The following is a 19627-nucleotide window of genomic DNA, read 5'->3' as shown; positions in this document are numbered from 1 at the left end:
TCCTGGCAGATCTTCCGCAGATCCCGCATCAGCCCCAACCGCATGACCGTCATCGCCAAAGCTGTCCTCACCCTGGAGAGGCAACGCTGAAAGACCTCAGTGCGTCATCCTCCCTGCCATGCTCCAGAGCGCTGAGTACGCCCGGCACGTCTTCGAGGGGGTGCCGGGCTCGTCTCCTGATGCGGTCGGTCGTGCTGTCGCTGCTCGTGTTGACCGGCAGAGCGTGCTGTATGAGCCGGGGCGGGAGTCGGTGTTCGTGTTGACGGAAGCGGTGTTGCGGACGTGGCCGGGATCACCGGCGTTGATGCTCGCTCAGCTTGATCGGCTGCTGGCTGTTGAGAGTCTGAGCACGGTACGGCTCGGGGTGGTGCCGTGGCGTCGGCCGGTGCCGGTGCTGCCTCGGTATGGGTTCACGTTGTGCGACCGGCGGGCGGTCGTGGTGGAGACATTCGACGCACCCACCCCGACGACGACCCCGCGCTCGGCACCCCGCTCGACCCGGACCGCTACGACTACCGCGCGGCCGTCCTGTGGAACGCGCACGCCGGTGCGCTCTGGGCCCGGTTCACCACCTACCTGCGCCAGCAGCTCGCCTCCCGCGCGGGTATCACCCGCTCCGCGCTGCGCGACTGCCTCAAGGTCTCTTATGCCAAGGTCGCTGAGTACCAGCGGCGCGGCGCCGTCCACTTCCACGCCGTGATCCGTCTCGACGGCCCGGACGGCGCCGAGGACGCCCCGCCCGCCTGGGCCACGACGGAACTCCTCGCCGACGCCATCCGCACGGCGGCCCGCCTCGCCGAAACCCCCGGCCCCGTCCTCGACGGCCACGCGTACGCCTTCCGCTTCGGCACACAGCTCGACGTCCGCCCGATTCACTCCGCCGACTTCGCGGGCACCTCGGAGCTGTCCAGCCGCGCCGTTGCCGCGTACATCGCCAAGTACGCCACCAAGGGCGCCGAGACCGCTGGCACCCTCGACCGCCCCGTCCGCAACCCGATCACGGACCTGATCGGCTCCGGTGTCACCGACCACGCCCGCCGGATGATCCTCACCTGCTGGCACCTCGGCGCACTGCCTGAACTGGAAGACCTCCGCCTGCGCAAGTGGGCCCACATGCTCGGTTTCCGCGGCCACTTCTCCACCAAATCCCGTGCCTACTCCGTCACCCTCGGCGCCCTCCGCCAGGAACGCGCCGACCACAACGAAGCCCTCACCCGCGAACGCGCCGCCGAAGCGGGCCACCCGCTCCCCGACCCGGACACCGTGCTCGTCCTCTCGCACTGGCGCTTCGCTGGGACCGGCCTGACCGACGCGGAAACCTGGCTCGCCACCACGCGTGAACCCTCGTCCGGCTCGGAAGGAGATGCCGCCGCATGAACGACCGCTACCTGTCCGTCGACCAGGTCGCCGAGCTGCTCGGCACCTCCGTTCGCTTCCCCCGGCGGCTCATCGAGGAACGGCGTATCCGGTACGTGAAGGTCGGGCGGCACGTCCGTATCCCCGAGAGCGCCGTTCGCGACTACATCGCCTCACACACCGTGGAGCCGATGCGGCTCCGCCGTCGCACCGTCCTGCGGAGGGCTGCCTGATGGCCAACAAGAAGGGCAGGCGCCGCCGCTTCGGCGCCGTGCGGCAGTACCGGTCCGGCCAGTGGACGGCGTCGTACCTCGGGCCTGACGGTGAGCGCATCCGCTCCGACGAGACGTTCGACACCAAGAAGGACGCGGAGGTCTGGCTGTCCCAGGTTGAGGCGGACCTGAGCCGCGGTGACTGGCGTGCGCCGGATGCCGGGGCGGTCAACTTCCGTGTCTACGCCGAGAAGTGGGTCGAGGAACGGGAACTGGCCGTGCGGACCGTGGATTTGTACAAGCACCTGTTGCGCCTCCACATCCTCCCGGCCTTCGGCGCGCTCGACCTGGACGAGATCACCGCTCCTCGTGTGCGTGAGTGGCGGGCGGAACGACTGCGCACCACCGCAGCCAAGAGGACCGTTGCGAAGGCGTACCGCCTCCTCAAGGGCATTCTTGAGACGGCCGTGGACGACGACCTGATCTCCCGGAACCCGTGCCGGATCAAGGGTGCGGGCAAGGAATCGGCTGCTGAGCGGCGCATCGCCACCGTCGCCCAGGTCTACGCTCTCGCCGACGCGATCGGCATTCGGTGGCGCCTCATGGTGTACCTCGGCGCGTACGGTCCGATGCGGCCGGAGGAGCTGGCCGGCCTCCGTCGCCGGGACGTCGACCAGGACCGCATGGTGATCCGCGTCCGCGTCGCCGAGCCTGAGCGGACCAACGGCAAGCGCGCTCCCGGTGAGACCAAGTCGGACGCGGGCGTCCGTGCTGTCGTCCTCCCGGCGTTCCTGCACAAGGAGGTCAGGCAGCACCTTGCCTGGTTCGCCGAGAAGGGGCCCGACGGCCTGGTCTTCGTCGGTGAGAAGGGGGCGCCCTTCCGGCGTACGTCCTTCGGGCGGAAGTGGCGTCGGGCCCGGGTGGCCGCCGGCCTTCCGGACGGCTTCCGCTTCTACGACCTTCGGCACACCGGGCACACGCTCTCGACGCGATCCGGTGCCACGCTCAAGGACACGATGGTCCGGGCCGGCCAGTCCTCAGAGAAGGCGGCGCTCATCTACCAGCACTCCGACGAAGAGCGGCAACGGGATGTGGCGGCCGGGCTGGATGACATGGTCCGCGCCGAGCGTGCGAAGCACCACGACGACGACCGGGCGCACCACAAGGAGAAGTCCACCGGCAGCTGACCGGATGCTTATGGTGCGGTTGTGGTGCGCGGACCGCCCACCGGTCTAGACAACAAAGAACCCCCGGGCCTCTGACCTGGGGGTTTCGCGTGGAGCGGGTGACGAGAATCGAACTCGCGCTCTCAGCTTGGGAAGCTGATGTTCTACCATTAAACTACACCCGCGCCGGGCGGCGGAGGGAATCCGTGCCCGAGTGCTCGCTCACTCTACCCCATCTTCGAGGGGGTACGGGCGCCGGTCGGTGCCGGTCAGTCGTCCGGTTCGGGGGGCAGTGGGCAGGCGTCCTGGGACGGGGTCACCGTCCAGCCGTTGCCCAGTACGTGGACGGTGCCGGACGTGGTGGCGGTCGGTTCGGTCGGGGGGTCGGCCTTCGTCGGGGTGGTCCGGGGCGATGCCTGCGCCACCGTGCACGCCAGTTGGAGCACCGCCTTGCGGCTCAGCGGGGCGGTGGCGTCGGGGAGGTGGACGGAGAGGACGCCGTCCTCGCCGGTGCTCATCCGGGACGCGTGCGTCAGGCGGGGGAGTTGTGTGGTGGCCGTCGTCGCCTCGGTCGCGGTCGGTCCGGCGAAGAGCAGCCGTACGACCGTTTCCAGGCCGTCGGCGCCCCCGGCGCCCCCGGCGCCGGTGTCCCCATGGCCCCCGGTGTCCCGCGCCTTCCCGAGTCGTCGCGGGTACGCCGTCAGTACGCCGTCGTGCAGGAAGTAGAGGGAGACCGTGGCGGGGGAGGACGGCGCCGTGCTGGGGGCGGCCGGGCCGTGGGCCGGTTCGCCGGCCTCGATGACACCGGACGGGGGGACTCCGCACCCCGCGAGCGCGACCGCAGCCGTCAGTCCGGACAGGAGGGCCGCCATGCGCGCGCCCCTCATGCGGCACCTCCGGTGCGCGTCTCGCGGTGCAGGGGGAGTTCGGCCGTGAACACCGCGCCGGCCCCGGGCACGTTAGCCGCCCGCAGGCGGCCGCCGTGCAGCCGTACGTTCTCCGCCGTGATGGCCAGGCCCAGGCCGCTGTTCTCGCTCCGGGTCCGGGACGTGCTCGCCTTGTAGAAGCGTTCGAAGATGTGGGGCAGGTCCTGTTCGGCGATGCCCGGTCCGGCGTCGGTCACTTGGAGGACGGCCCACTCTTCGACCGTCCCCTCTCCCTTCTTCTCCCGCCTCTCCAGCGTCAGCCGTACCGGCCGTGCCCCGTGCCGCAGTGCGTTGCCGACCAGGTTGGCCGTCACCACGTCGATCCGGCGCGGGTCGACCCAGGCGCGGAGGGTGCCCGGGGCGGGGAGCCGCAGCTCCACCTGGTCCTGCCAGCCCCGGGAGGAGACCGTGCGCCGTACCGACTCGGCCAGGTCGATCTCGTCGCGGTGGAGTTCGGCCGCGCCAGCGTCGAAGCGGGAGATCTCCATCAGGTCGTTCACCAGTTCGCTCAGCCGGCCCGTGCCCTCGCTGATGAGCCGGAGCGCGTCGCCGGTCTCGCCCTCCAGGTCCAGCATGTCGGTGACCGCCGACATCGCCGCCAGCGGGGTGCGCAGCTCGTGGGAGACGTCCGCCACGAAGCGCCGCCCCTGTGCCTCCAGCCGCCGCAACTCCCCGACCGTGCGCTCCAGTTCGGCCGCCGTCTCGTTGAACGACCTGGACAGTTCGGCCAGTTCGTCGGAACCGGTGACGTCGAGGCGTACGTCGAGGTGTCCCGCGGCCATCCGGCGCGTCGCCCCGCGCAGCGCCCGTACGGGGCGCAGCACGCCGCTCGCCGCCAGCAGCGCCAGGAGGACGGCGAAGCCCAGGGCCACCAGGGTGGCCCGCTCGATGCCGTTCACCATGGCCTCGACGTACCCCTCCTCGGCGCTCTGCGGCACCACCAGGTACATGACCATGCCGGAGAGCCCGGACTCCGTTCCGTCGGCGGAGCGGAACGTGACGGGCAGGCCGACGACGAGCCGGGGGTGCCCGTCGACGTTCACCCGCTGGAACACCGCGGCACGCCGGCTCCCCACGGACCGGAGCAGTGCGTGGCTCAGGTCGGCGAAGCCGTCGCTGGGCGCGTAGGCGCGCAGGTCGCCGTAGGTGGCCATGACCTGCCAGCCCGCCGACCGGTTCGCGTACAGCACCTGGTTCACCACGGACTGGAGATCCGACTGGCCGGGTGGGAAGGGGACGTACGGTGCGACGGCGTCGACGCTCGTGCGGAAGTGGCGGATGACGGAGTCCTGGCTCTGCTGGAGCACCCCCGTGCGCGCCTCGCGGAAGGCGAGCGCCCCGGTGCTCAGGGCGCTGCACATCGCCACCAGGACGAAGGCCGCCACCAGGCGGGGACGCAGTCCGCGCAGCGGAAGCGGCACACGCACCAGGGCGGCCCGCAGAAACCCCGACGGCCCGCCGGTCCTCGACGGTCCGCCGGCCTCCGCCGGCCCGCCGGCCCCCACCGGCCCGCCGGCCCCCCGCCCCCCGCTCACGGCGCCGTGAAGCGGTAACCGAACCCGTGTACGGTCCGCACGTAGCGGGGATCGCGCCCCTCGCCGAGCTTGGTGCGCAGTCGCTTCACGCAGGCGTCCACGAGCCGTATGTCGCCGTGGTAGCCGTGTTCCCAGACCGCTTCCAGCAGTTGCTGCCGGCTGAAGACCCGGCCGGGCGCGGCCGACAGGGTCAGCAGGAGCCGCAGTTCGGAGGGGGCGAGGGCGACGGTCTCGCCGCGGTGGGTCACCACGAGCCCGGCCGGGTCGATCGTCAGGTCGCCGTACGTCCGGTTCCGGGGCCGGGTCCCGTCCGGCACCGACGCGTCCTGCCGGCGCAGTACGGCCCGTATCCGGGCGTCGAGCACACGGGCCCGTACGGGCTTGACCACGTAGTCGTCGGCGCCCGCCTCCAGGCCCACCACCACGTCGATGTCGTCCCCCCGGGCCGTCACGATGATGATCGGCACCTGGCCGCGCTCCCTGATCCGGCGGCAGACGTCGAGGCCGGAGACGCCGGGCAGCATGAGATCGAGGACGACGACATCCGCCCGGAAGGCGGGCAGCTGTGCCAGCCCCTCCTCGCCCGTGCCCACGGCGAGGACCTCGTGCCCCTGGTGCCGCAGGCCCAGTCGCAGGGCGGTGCGGACGTCGTGGTCGTCTTCGACGATCAGAACCCGTGGCATTGCGGCAGTGTAGGCAGATCGGACGATACGACCGCCCGGGGAAAAGTCGCCCGGGGGGTGCTGTTACGCAACCGCTCGGGTACTGTTACCCAACCGCTCGGCCGCTGTTACGCAACGATCGGCAATGGTCGGACTCCCACCAAAGAACCATGCGTTGTTGCGCTTTCGTGACCATCTGAGCTCATGCTCATTACATCGAGTCGTGAGTTTTGGCTCTCATGCATGCGGCACGACAAGGGCGATCCGTATTTCCCAGTGACAGCACCGCGGGCCTGCACCGAGCCGGCCCGCGGTCCGGGCGTCGGCGAAAACGGCCACGGCGCCGGGGCCCGCGGCTACTGCTCGGCATGGCCGCGGCCGTCGGCGTGCTCCTCCTGGCGGTGCACTTCGTGGGGGACGGCCGCAGCGACGCGTCGAGCGGTGCGCCGAAGCCGCGGGCGAAGGGCGTCACCTCCGCGCCCGCCAAGAGCGCCCACTCCAGCCCCGCCTCCTCCCCCTCCTCCAGTCCCAGCCCGAGCCGGACCAAGATCGAGGTTCCGCTCCAGGGCAGCGGCGAGTTCGTCACCGCGCAGGCCAGTGGCGAGACGGTGGGCAAGGGGTCCCGCCGACTGCGCTACGTCGTGCAGGTCGAGACGGGCCTCGACATCTCGCCGTCCGCCGCCGCGAAGGAGATCGCCGGGATACTCGGCGCCCCGCGGGGCTGGACCCACGACCCGCGCAACGCGTTCCAGCTGGTGGGCGCGGGCGCGCCGCACGACCTCACCGTGAAGATCGCGACGCCGAAGACGGCGGACAGCCTCTGCTGGGCGGGCATCCACCAGGACACCGGCGGCGAGTACAACTGCGAGGTCCCCGGCGGGGTGGTCGTGAACCTCAAGCGCTGGGTCAAGGGCTCGCCCACCTTCACCGGGCCGATCCACGACTACCGGGCGCTGATCATCAACCACGAGATGGGCCACTTCCTCGGGCACGGGCACGTCACGTGTCCGGGTGCCGGGCGGCCGGCCCCCGTGATGATGCAGCAGATCAAGGGACTGCACGGGTGCGTCGCCAACGCCTGGCCCTACGACGAGAACGGTCAGTTCCTCACGGGACCGGCCGTGTGACCGTACGCGTCCGACTGCATGGCCGTACGCGACCGACCGTATGACCGTACGTGTCCGGTCGTATGGCCGTACGCGACCGGTTGTGTGACCCCACGCGACCGGCCGTGTCGCCGTGAAGGGATCACGGGGGCGCGGGGCGGGTGCGTGCCGCGGCTACCATCGGAGCATGACGAGCAGGTTCGAGAACGCCCGGCGGGCCCATGGATTCACGCGCGAGGATGCCATGTTCGGCAACTATCTGTTTGCGGACGAGTCCAATTTCGACCTGCGCTACGTGGCTGATTACGGGCGGATCACCGAGATCGTCGACGCCTTGCGCGTACTCGGGATGCGGGTGGTTCTGACCAGCGGGTCGTTCGACATCATCCACGAGGGGCATTCCATGTATCTGGAGGCCGCCCGGAAATTCGGCGACTTCCTCATCGTCGGCCTCGACAGCGACGAGAAGATCCGGCAGCGCAAGGGGCCCAACCGGCCCGCCGTCCCCGAGATGGAGCGGCTGCGGATGGTGACGCACCAGCGCGGCGTCGGCCTCGTCACCCTCAAGCAGGTCGACCACCCCCGCTGGAGCCTGATCGAGGCCGTCCGGCCCGACGTGCTCGTCGCTACGGCCGACACCTACGACGCCGAGGAGATCGCCGAGCTCGAGGCGAAGTACTGCGGCCGCGTCGAGGTGCTGGAGCGCATGGCGACCGTCAGCACCTCCGCCCGGCTGCGCCGCATCCAGCTCGGCCTCACCGAACGCGGCACCGGCCCCGCCGACCGGGCCGACGGCTCCCCGGAACCGGGCGACGGCCCTGCGGCACCCGTGGACCCCGCCCGGAAAGACTGAGCGCACGACAGCGGTGACGACAGCGACGACGGCAGCAACACGGCAGCAACGACGACGACAGCGGTGACGGCAGCGATGACGACGAAGCAGACGATCCTCTACCTGCCCGTCGTGCACGCCGGTTACGAGGACTTCCTCACCCGGCACGCCGACTCCGACGAGATCCTGCTGCTCGGCCGCGGCTTCGCCGAGGTCTTCCCCAAGCTCGCCAAGGACATCCGCGGCCTCGCCCCCGAGCGGGCCGCGCGGCACGCCCGGCTCATCGTGCCGGGGACCGAGGTACGGGTCCTCGAACCGGCCGACCTCGCCGCCGGCGCCGTCCGCGCCGCTCTCGTCGTCCTGCCCGACGAGGAGATCATGCACCTGCTCGCCGCCCGCCCGGACTTCCCGGACAAGGCCGAGCTCCGCTTCGAGTCGACGTTCCTGCGCTGGGACCGCGAGTGGAGCCGCGCGGGCAAGCCCGCCCGCTTCGACGAGCGGATCTCGCGCGCCAAGCTCGACCGGCGGTTCATGACCGCGGCGCAGCGGGAGGCCGGGCGCAGCTCGGACTGGTGGCGGCAGGTCGGCGCGGTCGCGGCACGTGACGGAGAGGTGCTCCGCGTCGCCCACAACCACCACCACCCCACCGAGTACACGCCCTACATCGACGGCGACCCGCGCAACGACTTCAGCCGGGGCGTACGGCCGGACCTGTCCACCGCCATCCACGCCGAGGCGTCGCTGGTGGCCGGTGCCGCGGGCGAGGGGACGAGCCTGGCCGGCGCGGACCTCTATGTCAGTACGTTCCCCTGCCCGGGGTGTGCGCGGCTCGTCGTCGAGGCGGGGTTCCGCGCGTGCTACTTCGCCGGGCCGTACTCGATGCTGGACGGCGAGGAGATCCTGCGGGCGGGGGGCGTCGAGCTGGTGTGGGTCGACATGACCGGCGACGCCGGCACGACCGGCGCGATCGGCGACGCCGGCGCGATCGCCGACGGGCCTACCGGTTCGGCGTCGAACTGAACTTCATCCGGACGGGAACGAACTCGGCTTCGTCCGACTCGCTCTCCTCCCCCGTCCCCACCAGCACATGCACATGCAGATGCCGGATGGTCCCGCCGGTGTACCGGCAGTCGCCGTTGCGGGCGCCGAGGCCGTAGTGGCTCAGTCCGTACTCGTCCCGCACCGAGGCGAGGACCTCCCAGAAGTCCGCGCGGGACGCGGGGGAGAGGTCGAGCAGGTCGGGCGCGTGCTCCTTGGGGATGAGCAGCAGATGCAGCCGGGTCCCGGCATACGGGAACTCGTTGGGCGTGACCATCCAGTGCGCGGTCTCCCACAGCACCTGCTGCTTCTCGTGCGCGCGCAGCACGTCGGGGCAGAACAGGCAGACGCCCGCCCCGTCGAGCCGTTCCATCTCCGCCCGCTGCTCCTCCGTACGGCAGTTGCCGAAGTAGTAGAGGCTCACTCCGGCACCCTTTCGAGGCGCAGGAACGAGTGCGGCGGCACCTCGCCGCTGCCCGGTACGTCGACGCGGGAGACCTCCGCGAAGCCGTCCAGCCAGCCCTCGGGCATCCGGGTGTCGCCGTCCACCCGCAGGTGCACCCGCGTGAGGTGGATACGGTCGACGGACGGCAGCGCCTGCCGGTAGACGGAGGCCCCGCCGATCACGCAGACCTCGTCCGTGCCGGCCGCCCGCTCCAGCGCCCCGGCGGTGGCCAGCGCGTCGGCCACCGAGCGCTCCCAGCGCACGTTCTCCACCTCGGGAACAGGCCGCGCCGACCCGCTCACCACCACGTTCGTCCGGCGCGGCAGCGGCCGGCCGAGGCGGGCGACGATGGACTCGTGGGTCAGCCGGCCGAGCACCACCGCATGGCCCCGCGTGAGCTCCTTGAAGTGCCGCAGATCCCCCGGGATGTGCCAGGGCAGGTCCCCGTCGCGGCCGATGACGTCGTTCTCGGCGGCGGCGACGATCAGCGAGGTGATCATGTCGCCACCGGGATGGAGCCGATGGCGGGGTGCGGGTCGTAGTCCGCGAGGTCGAAGTGCTCGGGGCGGAACGCGTGGATGTCCGTCACCCGGCGCCCGTCCTCGTTCAGCGTGACCGTCGGCAGCCGGCGCGGCTCGCGGTCGAGCATGACCTTCACGCGGTCCACCTGGTCCGCGTAGACGTGCGCGTCCGAGATGGTGTGGTAGTACCAGGCGGCCGGGATTCCGGTGAGGTGTTCGAGCATCAGCAGCAGGGCCGCGTACTGGATCATGTTCGACGGCACGCCGACCGGTACGTCGCCGGAGCGCTGGAACATGTGCAGATGCAGTTTCCCGCCGAGCACGCGGACGTGGACCCAGCCGTGGCAGGGGGAGATCGTGGTCTTCGGGGTCTTTCCCGCACCGCGGATCTGGTACTGGGGGATCCAGGGGCTGACGAAATGGGTGCGGTCGTTCGGGAGTTCCCTCAACTGCTCGACGAGGTGCTTGAACTGGTCGAAGCCGGGGCCCTCGGCGGTGGGGAAGTCGTGGAACGCCCCGCCGTACGATCCCGGTCCCAGGTCGCCCGGCGGCAGCCCCCGGCGTGACGTCTTGCCCTCGCTCGCCCACGGCCCCCACCAGTCGCAGCCGAACTCGGCGAGCGCGTCCAGGGTGCGGGCGCCGTTGATGAACGCGCAGAGTTCGCCGATGGGCTTGCGCCAGAAACGGGCGAGGCTCCGCTCCGTGATGACGGGGAAACCGTTCGCCAGGTCGAAGCTCATCGTCTGCTGCATGAGGGTCAGCGCGTCGGGCCCCTGCCGGGTCGGCACCGGGATGCCGTCCTCCAGGAGGGCGCCCAGAATCCTGCGGTACTGCGCGTCAGGCGCACGGTCCGCATACGCACCGTATTCCACGGAGTTGCCCTTCTTCCCGCTCGTCGTCCCGGTGACCTTTCGGGGCCCCAGGGTACTGGCCCACCGGGCGCCGCCGAGCCACCCACCCGGCCCGTGACCTGCCCCGCGGCCCGGCCGGTGACGTGCTCGGAGCACGTGTGCGAACCGTCCCCCGCGCGCCGCGCCGCACCCCCCTGACGGGGCTGTGCACCCGGGAGTTGGGGCGTACGGTGGAGCCGGTTCGGACGTTCCGCACGGGGCCGGGGTGCCGCCTGCGAGGGCGTCTCTTTGATGCCGTAACGTGCCTTTTGTCGTCAGGCAGGGCAGCTTTGGGGAAGGGATCGCACGACTTGATGGAGCGCACCGTCGTCCGCTGTGCCGAAGGGCACGTGTTCACCACCGTTTCGTTCCCGATGCAGCAGGCGGAGCGGCTCGGGCCCGGCCGGCTCGTCCGGTGCCCACGGTGTGCCCGGCTCCGCAGCGCGGTACCGGTCACGGCGGACAAGAGGTGACGAGGCGGACGTGAAAGGGGCCCCCGGCGCGAAGCCGGGGGCCCCTTCCGTGTGCGGGGTTCCCGTACGCGGGCTCCGCTCAGAACGTACCGAGCTTGACGATCGACAGGATGGCCACGAGCTGGATCGCCGACGCGCCCAGCGCCCTCGGCCACGCCAGGTCGTGCGAGCGGGAGACCATCAGGGTGAGCAGCGCACCGGCCGCGATCCAGGTCACCCAGCCCAGGATCTGCACGAACGAGGCGTCGCCGCCCGCGAACATCGCCACCACCAGACGGGGCACGTCCGTGAGGGACATGATCAGCATGGAGAGGCCGACCGTCGGCTGCCACGCCCCGTCGCCGCCCAGCTGACGGGCCAGGGTGTGGGTGACGACGCCCAGGACGAACGAGCTGAGCACCATCGCCACGGCCGTCGTCAGGACGAGCGGCACGGCGGTCGACAGCGTGGCGTGGAGCACGTCGTCGCGCGCCTTGTCGAAGCCGAACACGGCGAGCAGACCGTAGAGGAACGTGACGACCAGGGCCGGGCCCCACATCGTGTAGTCACGCATCCGCAGGAAGGTCTGGCCGGGCGACATCACGATGCCGCGCAGCAGGTCCTTCCAGTGCAGCCGGGGGCCGACCGGCGGGGCCGGCGCCTGGCCCGCGCGGTAGGTGTCGCCCTGGGTGTAGTGGTCCTCGCCGAGCGAGAAGGTCTGGGTGTGACCCGGGTTGTTCGCCGCGTACGGGTCCGCGCCCGGACCCTGGGCGTACCCGCCGTGCGGGTCGTCGCCGAAGTACTCCGGCTCGTCGTGGTCGGGGCCGCCGTACTGCTGCGGGCCGCCCCCGCCGTACTGCTGCGGGGCGGCGCCGTAGGGCGGCCGCGGGCCGCCGCCGTACGGGCGCTGCCCGGGGCCGGGGCCGTACTGCGGCGCCCCGGCCTGCGGGTAGCCGTAGGCCGGGCCGCCGCTCGGGCCGTGCGGCGCCTGCGCCTGCTGTCCGTACGGGGCCTGCTGCCCTCGCGCCTGAGGTGCGCGGCCGTTCTGGCCGCCGCGTCCGATCCTGAATCCAGCCACGCCTTCGAACGTACCTGGTCCGCTCGCGCCGCGGGCCCGGCCCCGGTTCCCCGGGGCGGCTTTGCGTCCGACCTGTGACATCCCGTAGGGGACCAACCGGCGGCCCCGGGGCGGGAGGTGGGGGTTTCTCCCTACGGGTCCCGTACGCGACGGGTCCTGTACGCGACGGGTTCCGTACGCGCCCACCGCCCGCCCCCGGAGGGCGCCCTCTACTGAAGGAACCCGTCCACCAGGCCGAAGCCCGGGGTGCCCACCTGGGTGGCACCCGTCGTCGTGATGCCGGACGCCGTACCGGGCAGGCGCAGCCCGCCGTACATCCCCTCCACCCACAGGTCGGCGTGGCCGTCGCCGTCGGTGTCGCGCAGGCGGACGGCGGAGCCGAAGCTGTCGTCGCTCTTCAGGGCGCCCGGTACGCCGGGGCTGTTGCGGGCGAACCACTGGGAGTTCTTGCCGGTGACGCCGGAGGCGCCGCCGCGCAGCACGTGGACCCCGCCCGCGTACTCGGCGTCGCCGACCTTCTCCCCGTAGACGCCGACCGCCAGGTCCTGGTAGCCGTCGCCGTTCACGTCGCTCGCCGACACGCTCGCGCCGAAGGAGTCGTCGTGCTCCGGGGTGCCCGCGACGCCGCTGGTGGACTGGGTGATGCGGGCGCTGGTGGAGGAGGGACCGGTGGAGGAGCCGTACCAGAGGGTGACGCGGCCCTTGTATCCGGACCAGCCGGGGGTGCCGACGGCCACGTCTCCGTAACCGTCCTTGTCGAAGTCGGCGATGACGCCGTCGCCGCCGCCCTCGTCGCCGGAGTTGACCTGGAGGGACTTGCCCGGGGTGAGCGTCTTGCCGCCCTTGACGAACCAGGCGTCGGCGGTCTGCCTGCTGCCGGAGAAGGCATCTCCGACGATGACGAGGTCGGTCTTGGAGTCGCGGTCGACCTTCCCGGCGATCAGGTGACTGGAGTCGAAGCCGGTCCTGTCCAGCGTGGTGACGGAGCCGGTGGTGCCGGAGCGGGTGACCGGGCCGCGGTAGACGTAGGTCTTGCCGGCGTTGACGACGGCCAGGTCCTGCTTGCCGTCGCCGTTGAAGTCGCCGGTGGCCAGGTCGTCGCCCATGTAGCCGTACGACTGCTTCGGCGCCTTGTCGGGGAGCGTGGTGCCGCCCTTGAGGCCCCGGGCACTGCCCCAGAGGACGGTCACGGAGCCCTGGTCCTTGCGGCCGCTCACGTCTTCGCCGCGGGCGGCCACGACGAGGTCGCCGTAGCCGTCGCCGTCGAGGTCGGCGGCGGCGCGGATCTCGCCGAACATGTCCTCGTCCTCGTCGGCGCCGGGCACCCCGGCGCTCGACTGGTCGATGTACTGGGTCCGGGTGCCGGGTCCGGTGGCGGTGCCGAAGGTGACGCGGATGCCGCCGCCGTCGCTCTCGTACGAGGCGGTGGCGTAGTCGCGGTAGCCGTCGCCGTCGAAGTCGTCGCCGTGCGCGGCGGGCGCGGCGGAGGCGGGGGCGGTCAGGAGGAGCGGGGTGAGCAGGCCGGCGACCAGGGGGAGGGCCGGCAGGAGGGCGCGGGTGCGGCGCACGGGGGCTCCCGGTGAGGAGGGGTGGACGGGGACCGGGTCCGCGCACGCGGGGTGCGCGGACCCGGTGGGAGTGGCATGTGCGTCAGTCGGCGAAGTTGGCGCCGAGGTTCGGCGTGCCCGTCGTCGCCACGCCGAGCGCGCTCGGGGAGAGCGAGCCGGCGCCGGAGGTCACGATCTTCGTGCCGTTGGACGGGAGGTAGAGGAGCGAGCCGTTGCCCGCGTTCTCCCAGGAGCTCGCGACCAGGTCGGCGCGGCCGTCGCCGTTGACGTCGTCGAGCTTGACGTCGACGCCGAGGGAGTCGTACTTCTCGTCGCTGCCCGGGACGCCCGCCGTGGACTGCGCGAAGAACTGCGTGCCGGACGTGGTGTCGATGCCGCTCGCCGAGCCGTACAGGACGGTGAGCGCGCCGGCGTCCGTGACGCCGCCCAGGTCCTCGCCGGGGGCGCCGACGACCAGGTCCTGGTAGCCGTCGCCGTTGATGTCGCCGAGGTCCAGTTCGGCGGCGAAGGCGTCGCCCTTCTCCGAACCGCCGGGGACGTTGCCGGTGTTCTGGGTGATCGTCGCCGTGCCGCCGGGGCCGGAGGCCGAGCCGTAGGTGACGCCCGCGCGGCCGCCGTCGGCGGAGTCGGGGATCGTGACGCCGTCGGAGGTCTTGCTGTCCCAGTAGGCGCCGGTGACGATGTCGCCGTACCCGTCGCCGTTGACGTCGCCGATCGCGGTGATGACGCCGGGGCGCAGCTTCTTCGCGGCGGCGGTGCTCGGGCCGCTGGAGGTGCCGGGCAGGTAGTAGTTGGCGTTCCAGCCGTACTCGCCGGTGGTCTCGTAGCCGTCCACGACGAGGTCGGTCTTCTTGTCGCCGTTGACGTCACCGGCGGTGAGGTTGAGCGGGCCGGTGTCGCCGCCGGACTGGACGGGCGGCTTCACGGTGGAGCGGGCGGTGCCGGCGGCGCCGGCGGAGGTGATGCCGCCCTTGTAGACGTAGATGGTGCTGGAGGAGTTGGCGACGGCGAGGTCGTCGCGGCCGTCACCGTCGAAGTCGCCCGCGGCCAGGTACTGGCCCCACCGGTCGTGCGAGGAGGCGGCCGGGTCGGGCACGGTGACGCCCTTGCCGGTGATTCCGGAGGCCGAGCCCCACAGCACGGCGACGGTGCCCCCGTTGGTGTCGCCGGAGACCTTCTCGTGCGGGGTGCCGACGGCGAGGTCGTCGTAGCCGTCGTGGTTGAAGTCGCCGTAGGCGGTCTCGGAGCCGAAGGCGTCGCCGGCCTCGGAGCCGCCGGGGACACCGGCGCTGTTCTGGCTGAGCACGGACCGCTTGGCGGTGCCGACGCCGGTGGAGGTGCCGTACAGGACGACGACCTGTCCGGCGTTCTTCAGGCCGGAGACGTACGCGCCGGCGGCGGAGAAGGCGACGTCGCCGATGCCGTCGCCGTTGAAGTCGGCCTGCGGCACGGTGGTGGAGTCGGCCGCCGTGGCGGTGGCGGCGGTGAACGTGAGCAGACCGCCCGTCAGCGCGGCCGCGGTGGCGGCGGCGAGGGCAAGTCTGAGGCGCTGCTGCAAGTGGGTCCTCCTGGACACACGGGGGGCGCCCGCGCGGGGCGCCTCCGTCAGTGGGATGGGATGTGGTGCTCGACGCCGGTGTCAGTCCGCGAAGTTGTTGCCCAGGAGCGGGGTGCCGGAGCCGGAGATGCCGACGGTGGAGACGTAGATGCCGGACGACGCCTTCAGGGAGCCGTCGCTGCCCGAACGCAGGGCGTAGACCGCGCCGTTGTCGCTGTTCTCGCCGCTTGCGCCGACGACGACGTCGCCCAGACCGTCGCCGTCGAGGTCGTCGACGTGGACGTCGGAGCCGAAGTAGTCGCCCGCCTCGTTGGAGTTGGGGACCCCGGGCGTGTCCTGGTCGATCATCCTGGCGCCGGTGCCGGTGATGCCGGAGCCGTCGGCGGCGCCGTACAGGATGGTGACCGCGCCGGTGTCCGTGCCGCCGGTGAGGTTCTCGCCGGGGGAGCCGACGACCAGGTCGAGGTGGCCGTCGCCGTTGACGTCACCGAGGTCGAGTTCGGCGCCGAAGGAGTCGCCGCTCTCACCGCCGCCGGGGACGCCCTGGGTGTCCTGGTCGAAGGTCTGCAACGCGCCGGCGGCGGGGCCGTTCGCCGAGCCGTGGCCGATCAGGACGGCGCCGCCCTTCTGGGCGTGCGCGATGCCGCTGTCCCAGTGGATGCCGTAGACGATGTCGCCGTAGCCGTCGCCGTCGGTGTCACCGACGTCCGTGACGAAGCCGGCGGGCAGCTTCTGGTAGCTGGAGGCGCGGACGCCCGAGGAGGAGCCGGGGAACCAGTAGTTGGCGTCGTAGCCGTCCTCGGAGTCGTTCTCGTAGCCGTTGACGATCAGGTCCTCGACGCCGTCGCCGTTGACGTCACCGGAGTGCAGGTTGCGCAGGCCGACGCCGTCGCCGCTGACGATCGGCGGCAGGAGTGTGTAGTGGCCGCCGGTGGCGCCGGCGCGGGTGAAGCCGCCGCGGTAGATGTCGACGGTGGCGGAGGTGCCCGTGCCGAGCGCGAGGTCGGTGCGGCCGTCCCCGTTGAGGTCGGCGGCCTCCAGGACGCCGCCGAAGTAGTCGTGCTTGGTGGGGCGGGGGTCCTTGACGGTGGTGCCGCCGTGCAGGCCGGAGGCCGAGCCCCAGAGGATCACGGCCGTGCCGCCGTCCACGTCGCTGCCGACGTCCTCGCCGCCGGCGCCGACGGCGAGGTCGTCGTAGCCGTCGCCGTCGAAGTCGCCGTAGGCGAGGTCCGAGCCGAAGTAGTCCTCCTTCTCGGCGGTGCCGGGGACGCCGGCGGTGTTCTGGCTGATCGTGGTGTGCTTGCCGCCGCCGTAGAGGACGGTGACCGCGCCGGCGGCCTTGTGACCGGTCACGTACGCGCGGGAGGCGGTGGTGGCGACGTCGGCGAGGCCGTCGCCGTTGAAGTCGGCGTCCGCGGTGGTGGCGGTGCCGGGGGCCGCGGTCGCGGTGGCGGCCGTGGAGAGGCTGAGCAGACCGCCCGTCAGCGCGGCCGCGGTGGCCGTCGCGAGGGTGAGCCCGAGGCGCTTGTGCATGCGGAAGTCTCCTGTGCATGCGGGACGCCCGCGCGGGCGCCCACGTGAATGGGGTGCCGTATCGCCCGGGTTCGCCTGAGGTTGTCCTCGGCGTCACCCGGGGTTCGGCGATCAGGAGACCGGTGAGGGGGTGTGAGGGTTGTACGTACGTTCGGAGAAATTCCGGAGAAACGCGGGTCCCCGCGCTCCGGAAGGGGCGCGGGGACCTGTCGGCGTCGACGAGCGGTTATTTCACCGGCTCGGGCTCCGGCGCCTTCGCGCCGTCGCCCGTGCCCGTCGGGGGCTCGTCCACCTCCGTCTTGACGGACGTCAGGAGCAGTTGGGCCACGTCGACGACCTGGACGGACTCCTTCGCCCGGCCTTCGTTCTTCTTGCCGTTGACCGAGTCGGTCAGCATGACCAGGCAGAACGGGCAGGCCGTGGAGACGATGTCGGGGTCGAGGGACAGCGCCTCGTCGACGCGCTCGTTGTTGATGCGCTTGCCGATGCGCTCCTCCATCCACATCCGCGCGCCGCCGGCGCCGCAGCAGAAGCCGCGCTCCTTGTGCCGGTGCATCTCCTCGTTGCGCAGTCCGGGGACGCCCGCGATGATCTCGCGCGGAGGCGTGTAGATCTTGTTGTGGCGGCCCAGGTAGCAGGGGTCGTGGTAGGTGATCAGGCCCTCGACCGGCGTGACGGGGACGAGCTTGCCCTCGTCGACGAGGTGCTGGAGCAGCTGCGTGTGGTGGATGACCTCGTAGTCGCCGCCGAGCTGCGGGTACTCGTTGCCGATCGTGTTGAGGCAGTGCGGGCAGGTGGCGACGATCTTCTTCGCCGACTTCGGCTTCCTCGACTCCGGCGTGACCTTGCCGTCGTCGTCCATCTCCTCGCCGAACGCCGCGTTGAGCGTCATGACGTTCTCCATGCCGAGCTCCTGGAACAGGGGCTCGTTGCCCAGGCGGCGGGCGGAGTCGCCGGTGCACTTCTCGTCGCCGCCCATGATCGCGAACTTGACGCCCGCGATGTGGAGGAGTTCGGCGAAGGCCTTCGTGGTCTTCTTCGCGCGGTCCTCGAGCGCGCCCGCGCAGCCGACCCAGTACAGGTACTCGACCTCGGTGAGGTCCTCGATGTCGCGGCCGACGACCGGGATCTCGAAGTCGACCTCCTTGGTCCACTCCAGGCGCTGCTTCTTGGCCAGGCCCCAGGGGTTGCCCTTCTTCTCCAGGTTCTTGAGCATCGTGCCCGCCTCGGAGGGGAACGCGGACTCGATCATCACCTGGTAGCGGCGCATGTCGACGATGTGGTCGACGTGCTCGATGTCGACGGGGCACTGCTCGACGCAGGCGCCGCACGTGGTGCAGGACCACAGGACGTCGGGGTCGATGACCCCGTTCTCTTCCAGGGTGCCGATCAGCGGGCGCTCGGCCTCCGCGAGGGCCGCGGCGGGCACGTCGGCCAGCTGCTCCTCGGACGCCTTCTCCTCGCCCTCCGCGGTCTTGCCGCCGCCGGCCAGCAGGTAGGGGGCCTTGGCGTGCGCGTGGTCGCGCAGCGACATGATCAGCAGCTTCGGGGAGAGCGGCTTGCCGGTGTTCCACGCGGGGCACTGCGACTGGCAGCGGCCGCACTCGGTGCAGGTGGAGAAGTCCAGCAGGCCCTTCCAGGAGAAGTGCTCGACCTGGGAGACGCCGAAAACGTCGTCCTCGCCCGGGTCGGTGAAGTCGATCGCCTTGCCGCCGGAGGTCATCGGCTGGAGCGCGCCCAGCGCCGTACCGCCGTCGCTCTCCCGCTTGAACCAGATGTTCGGGAAGGCCAGGAAGCGGTGCCAGGCGATGCCCATATCGGTCTTGAGGCCGACCACGATCATCCAGATGAACGAGGTGGCGATCTTCAGCCCGGCGAAGAAGTAGGTGAGGTTCTGGAGCGTCGAGACGTCCATGCCCCGCAGCCAGGACACCACCGGGTACGAGACGAAGAACGAGGCCTCGTAGCCGTCCACGTGGTGCTGGGCGCCCTCCAGCGCGTGCAGCATGAAGATGCAGACGCCGACGACGAGGATGACGGCCTCGACGAAGTACGCCTGGCCGAAGTTGGAGCCCGCGAACCGGGACTTGCGGCCCGGCCTGCGCGGATGCGAGAGCTGGCGCAGCACGATGAGCGTCAGGATGCCCAGCACCGTCATCGTGCCGATGAACTCGACGAAGACGTTGTACGGGGCCCAGTCGCCCAGCACCGGCAGCAGCCAGTCCGCCCGGAAGAGCTGCCCGATCGCGTTGACGATGGTCAGCAGCAGCGTGAAGAAGCCCACCGCCACGAACCAGTGCGCCGCGCCGACGACGCCCCAGCGGTTCATCCGGGTGTGGCCGAGGAACTCCTTGACCACGGTGACCGTGCGCCGTGCGGGGTCGTCGGTCCGGGTCCCGGCCGGCACGGGCTGGCCCAGCCGCATGAAGGTGTAGATCTGGAGGAGGGCGCGGCCGAACAGCGCCACGCCGACCACGATCAGGACCAGCGACACGATGATCGCGGCGAGTTGCATTGGGGCTCCTGGGGCGGCCTCGACGTCACTGAGCTCGAGATTACTAAGCGGTAACTTATCCAGTCCGTCCGAGACTACCCCCATCTCGCTTCGCAATGTAGCCGGACGCGGGGTGATCTGAGTCGCTGGGGCGCACCTAGTAGTGCTTCGTCAGGTTCTGGGCTGTCTGCGGCTTCTCCGAGGGCGGGGCAGGGGTCGTCCGCAGGTGGTGCAGGTACCGGTCCAGCACCTCAG

The 19627-nt window shown here is 71.3% G+C and carries 16 protein-coding genes, 1 tRNA gene and 3 pseudogenes; 8 read left to right on the top strand and 12 right to left on the bottom strand.

From position 1 onward, the window contains the following. The 5 genes and pseudogenes from IO29_RS38180 to IO29_RS29850 form a co-directional block, all read left to right on the top strand. Positions 1 to 90: pseudogene (locus IO29_RS38180) on the top strand (IS5/IS1182 family transposase); the annotation flags it as partial. A 7-nt stretch (positions 91 to 97) separates the two neighbouring features. Continuing rightward, a pseudogene (locus IO29_RS39790) lies at positions 98 to 451 on the top strand (DUF5753 domain-containing protein); the annotation flags it as partial. Beyond that, a pseudogene (locus tag IO29_RS29860) lies at positions 421 to 1377 on the top strand (replication initiator); the annotation flags it as partial. The pseudogenes IO29_RS39790 and IO29_RS29860, both read left to right, overlap by 31 nt. After that, positions 1374 to 1589, top strand: a complete 216-nt coding sequence (locus IO29_RS29855) for an excisionase family DNA-binding protein (protein WP_030383133.1) — start codon at positions 1374 to 1376, stop codon at positions 1587 to 1589. The pseudogene IO29_RS29860 and the gene IO29_RS29855, both read left to right, overlap by 4 nt. Further along, positions 1589 to 2755: a tyrosine-type recombinase/integrase gene (locus IO29_RS29850; protein ID WP_030383132.1), complete on the top strand. Its 1167-nt coding sequence runs from the start codon at positions 1589 to 1591 to the stop codon at positions 2753 to 2755. Before IO29_RS29855 ends, IO29_RS29850 begins: the two co-directional genes overlap by 1 nt. 90 nt (positions 2756 to 2845) lie before the next feature. Here IO29_RS29850 and IO29_RS29845 read toward each other — a convergent pair. From IO29_RS29845 to IO29_RS29830, 4 genes are all read right to left on the bottom strand, one after another. Further along, a tRNA-Gly gene (locus IO29_RS29845) sits at positions 2846 to 2919 on the bottom strand. A gap of 84 nt (positions 2920 to 3003) precedes the next feature. After that, positions 3004 to 3606 carry a hypothetical protein gene (locus tag IO29_RS29840; RefSeq protein ID WP_234307695.1) on the bottom strand — a complete coding sequence of 201 codons (603 nt, stop codon included), beginning with the start codon at positions 3604 to 3606 and terminating at the stop codon, positions 3004 to 3006. Between the two features lie 11 nt (positions 3607 to 3617). Next, entirely contained in the window at positions 3618 to 5090 is a 1473-nt protein-coding gene (locus IO29_RS29835; protein WP_078618570.1) for an ATP-binding protein, read from the bottom strand. Between the two features lie 101 nt (positions 5091 to 5191). Next, positions 5192 to 5878 (bottom strand): response regulator transcription factor, encoded by a 687-nt coding sequence (locus IO29_RS29830; RefSeq protein ID WP_030383129.1) that lies wholly within the window; start codon positions 5876 to 5878, stop codon positions 5192 to 5194. Positions 5879 to 6096: 218 nt separating this feature from the next. Here IO29_RS29830 and IO29_RS29825 point away from each other — a divergent pair, with 218 nt between their 5' ends. The 3 genes from IO29_RS29825 to IO29_RS29815 all read left to right on the top strand — a co-directional run bounded on the left by IO29_RS29825 (position 6097) and on the right by IO29_RS29815 (position 8815). Then, a complete protein-coding gene (locus IO29_RS29825; protein WP_030383128.1) occupies positions 6097 to 6984 on the top strand; it encodes a DUF3152 domain-containing protein in 888 nt (295 codons plus the stop codon). A gap of 166 nt (positions 6985 to 7150) precedes the next feature. Then, complete coding sequence (locus tag IO29_RS29820) at positions 7151 to 7816, top strand: adenylyltransferase/cytidyltransferase family protein (protein WP_078618569.1); 666 nt, start codon at positions 7151 to 7153, stop codon at positions 7814 to 7816. 75 nt (positions 7817 to 7891) lie between these two features. Beyond that, entirely contained in the window at positions 7892 to 8815 is a 924-nt protein-coding gene (locus tag IO29_RS29815) for a deoxycytidylate deaminase (protein ID WP_078618568.1), read from the top strand. Here the strand turns inward: IO29_RS29815 and IO29_RS29810 are convergent. The 8 genes from IO29_RS29810 to IO29_RS29770 all read right to left on the bottom strand — a co-directional run bounded on the left by IO29_RS29810 (position 8793) and on the right by IO29_RS29770 (position 19393). Further along, a complete protein-coding gene (locus IO29_RS29810; RefSeq protein ID WP_030383125.1) occupies positions 8793 to 9257 on the bottom strand; it encodes an HIT family protein in 465 nt (154 codons plus the stop codon). The genes IO29_RS29815 and IO29_RS29810 overlap by 23 nt on opposite strands. After that, entirely contained in the window at positions 9254 to 9778 is a 525-nt protein-coding gene (locus tag IO29_RS29805; protein WP_030383124.1) for a dihydrofolate reductase, read from the bottom strand. Before IO29_RS29805 ends, IO29_RS29810 begins: the two co-directional genes overlap by 4 nt. Continuing rightward, positions 9775 to 10671 (bottom strand): thymidylate synthase, encoded by an 897-nt coding sequence (gene thyA, locus IO29_RS29800; RefSeq protein ID WP_030383123.1) that lies wholly within the window; start codon positions 10669 to 10671, stop codon positions 9775 to 9777. Before thyA ends, IO29_RS29805 begins: the two co-directional genes overlap by 4 nt. Positions 10672 to 11241: 570 nt before the next feature. Further along, complete coding sequence (locus IO29_RS29790; RefSeq protein ID WP_106969936.1) at positions 11242 to 12300, bottom strand: Yip1 family protein; 1059 nt, start codon at positions 12298 to 12300, stop codon at positions 11242 to 11244. Positions 12301 to 12428: 128 nt separating this feature from the next. Continuing rightward, positions 12429 to 13787 carry an FG-GAP and VCBS repeat-containing protein gene (locus IO29_RS29785; protein WP_033226810.1) on the bottom strand — a complete coding sequence of 453 codons (1359 nt, stop codon included), beginning with the start codon at positions 13785 to 13787 and terminating at the stop codon, positions 12429 to 12431. 82 nt (positions 13788 to 13869) lie between these two features. Then, positions 13870 to 15345, bottom strand: a complete 1476-nt coding sequence (locus IO29_RS29780; protein ID WP_030383120.1) for an FG-GAP-like repeat-containing protein — start codon at positions 15343 to 15345, stop codon at positions 13870 to 13872. Positions 15346 to 15426: 81 nt separating this feature from the next. Next, positions 15427 to 16878 carry an FG-GAP and VCBS repeat-containing protein gene (locus tag IO29_RS29775; protein WP_030383119.1) on the bottom strand — a complete coding sequence of 484 codons (1452 nt, stop codon included), beginning with the start codon at positions 16876 to 16878 and terminating at the stop codon, positions 15427 to 15429. 226 nt (positions 16879 to 17104) lie between these two features. Then, the gene (locus IO29_RS29770; RefSeq protein ID WP_030383118.1) at positions 17105 to 19393 is read right to left on the bottom strand and encodes a (Fe-S)-binding protein; all 2289 of its coding nucleotides are present in this window, start codon (positions 19391 to 19393) and stop codon (positions 17105 to 17107) included. Positions 19394 to 19627 lie beyond the last annotated feature (234 nt).

The organism is Streptomyces sp. NRRL F-6676 (assembly GCF_000725625.1).
Taxonomy (GTDB): Bacteria; Actinomycetota; Actinomycetes; order Streptomycetales; family Streptomycetaceae; genus Streptomyces.
This window is presented reverse-complemented; position numbering and strand designations above follow the sequence as displayed.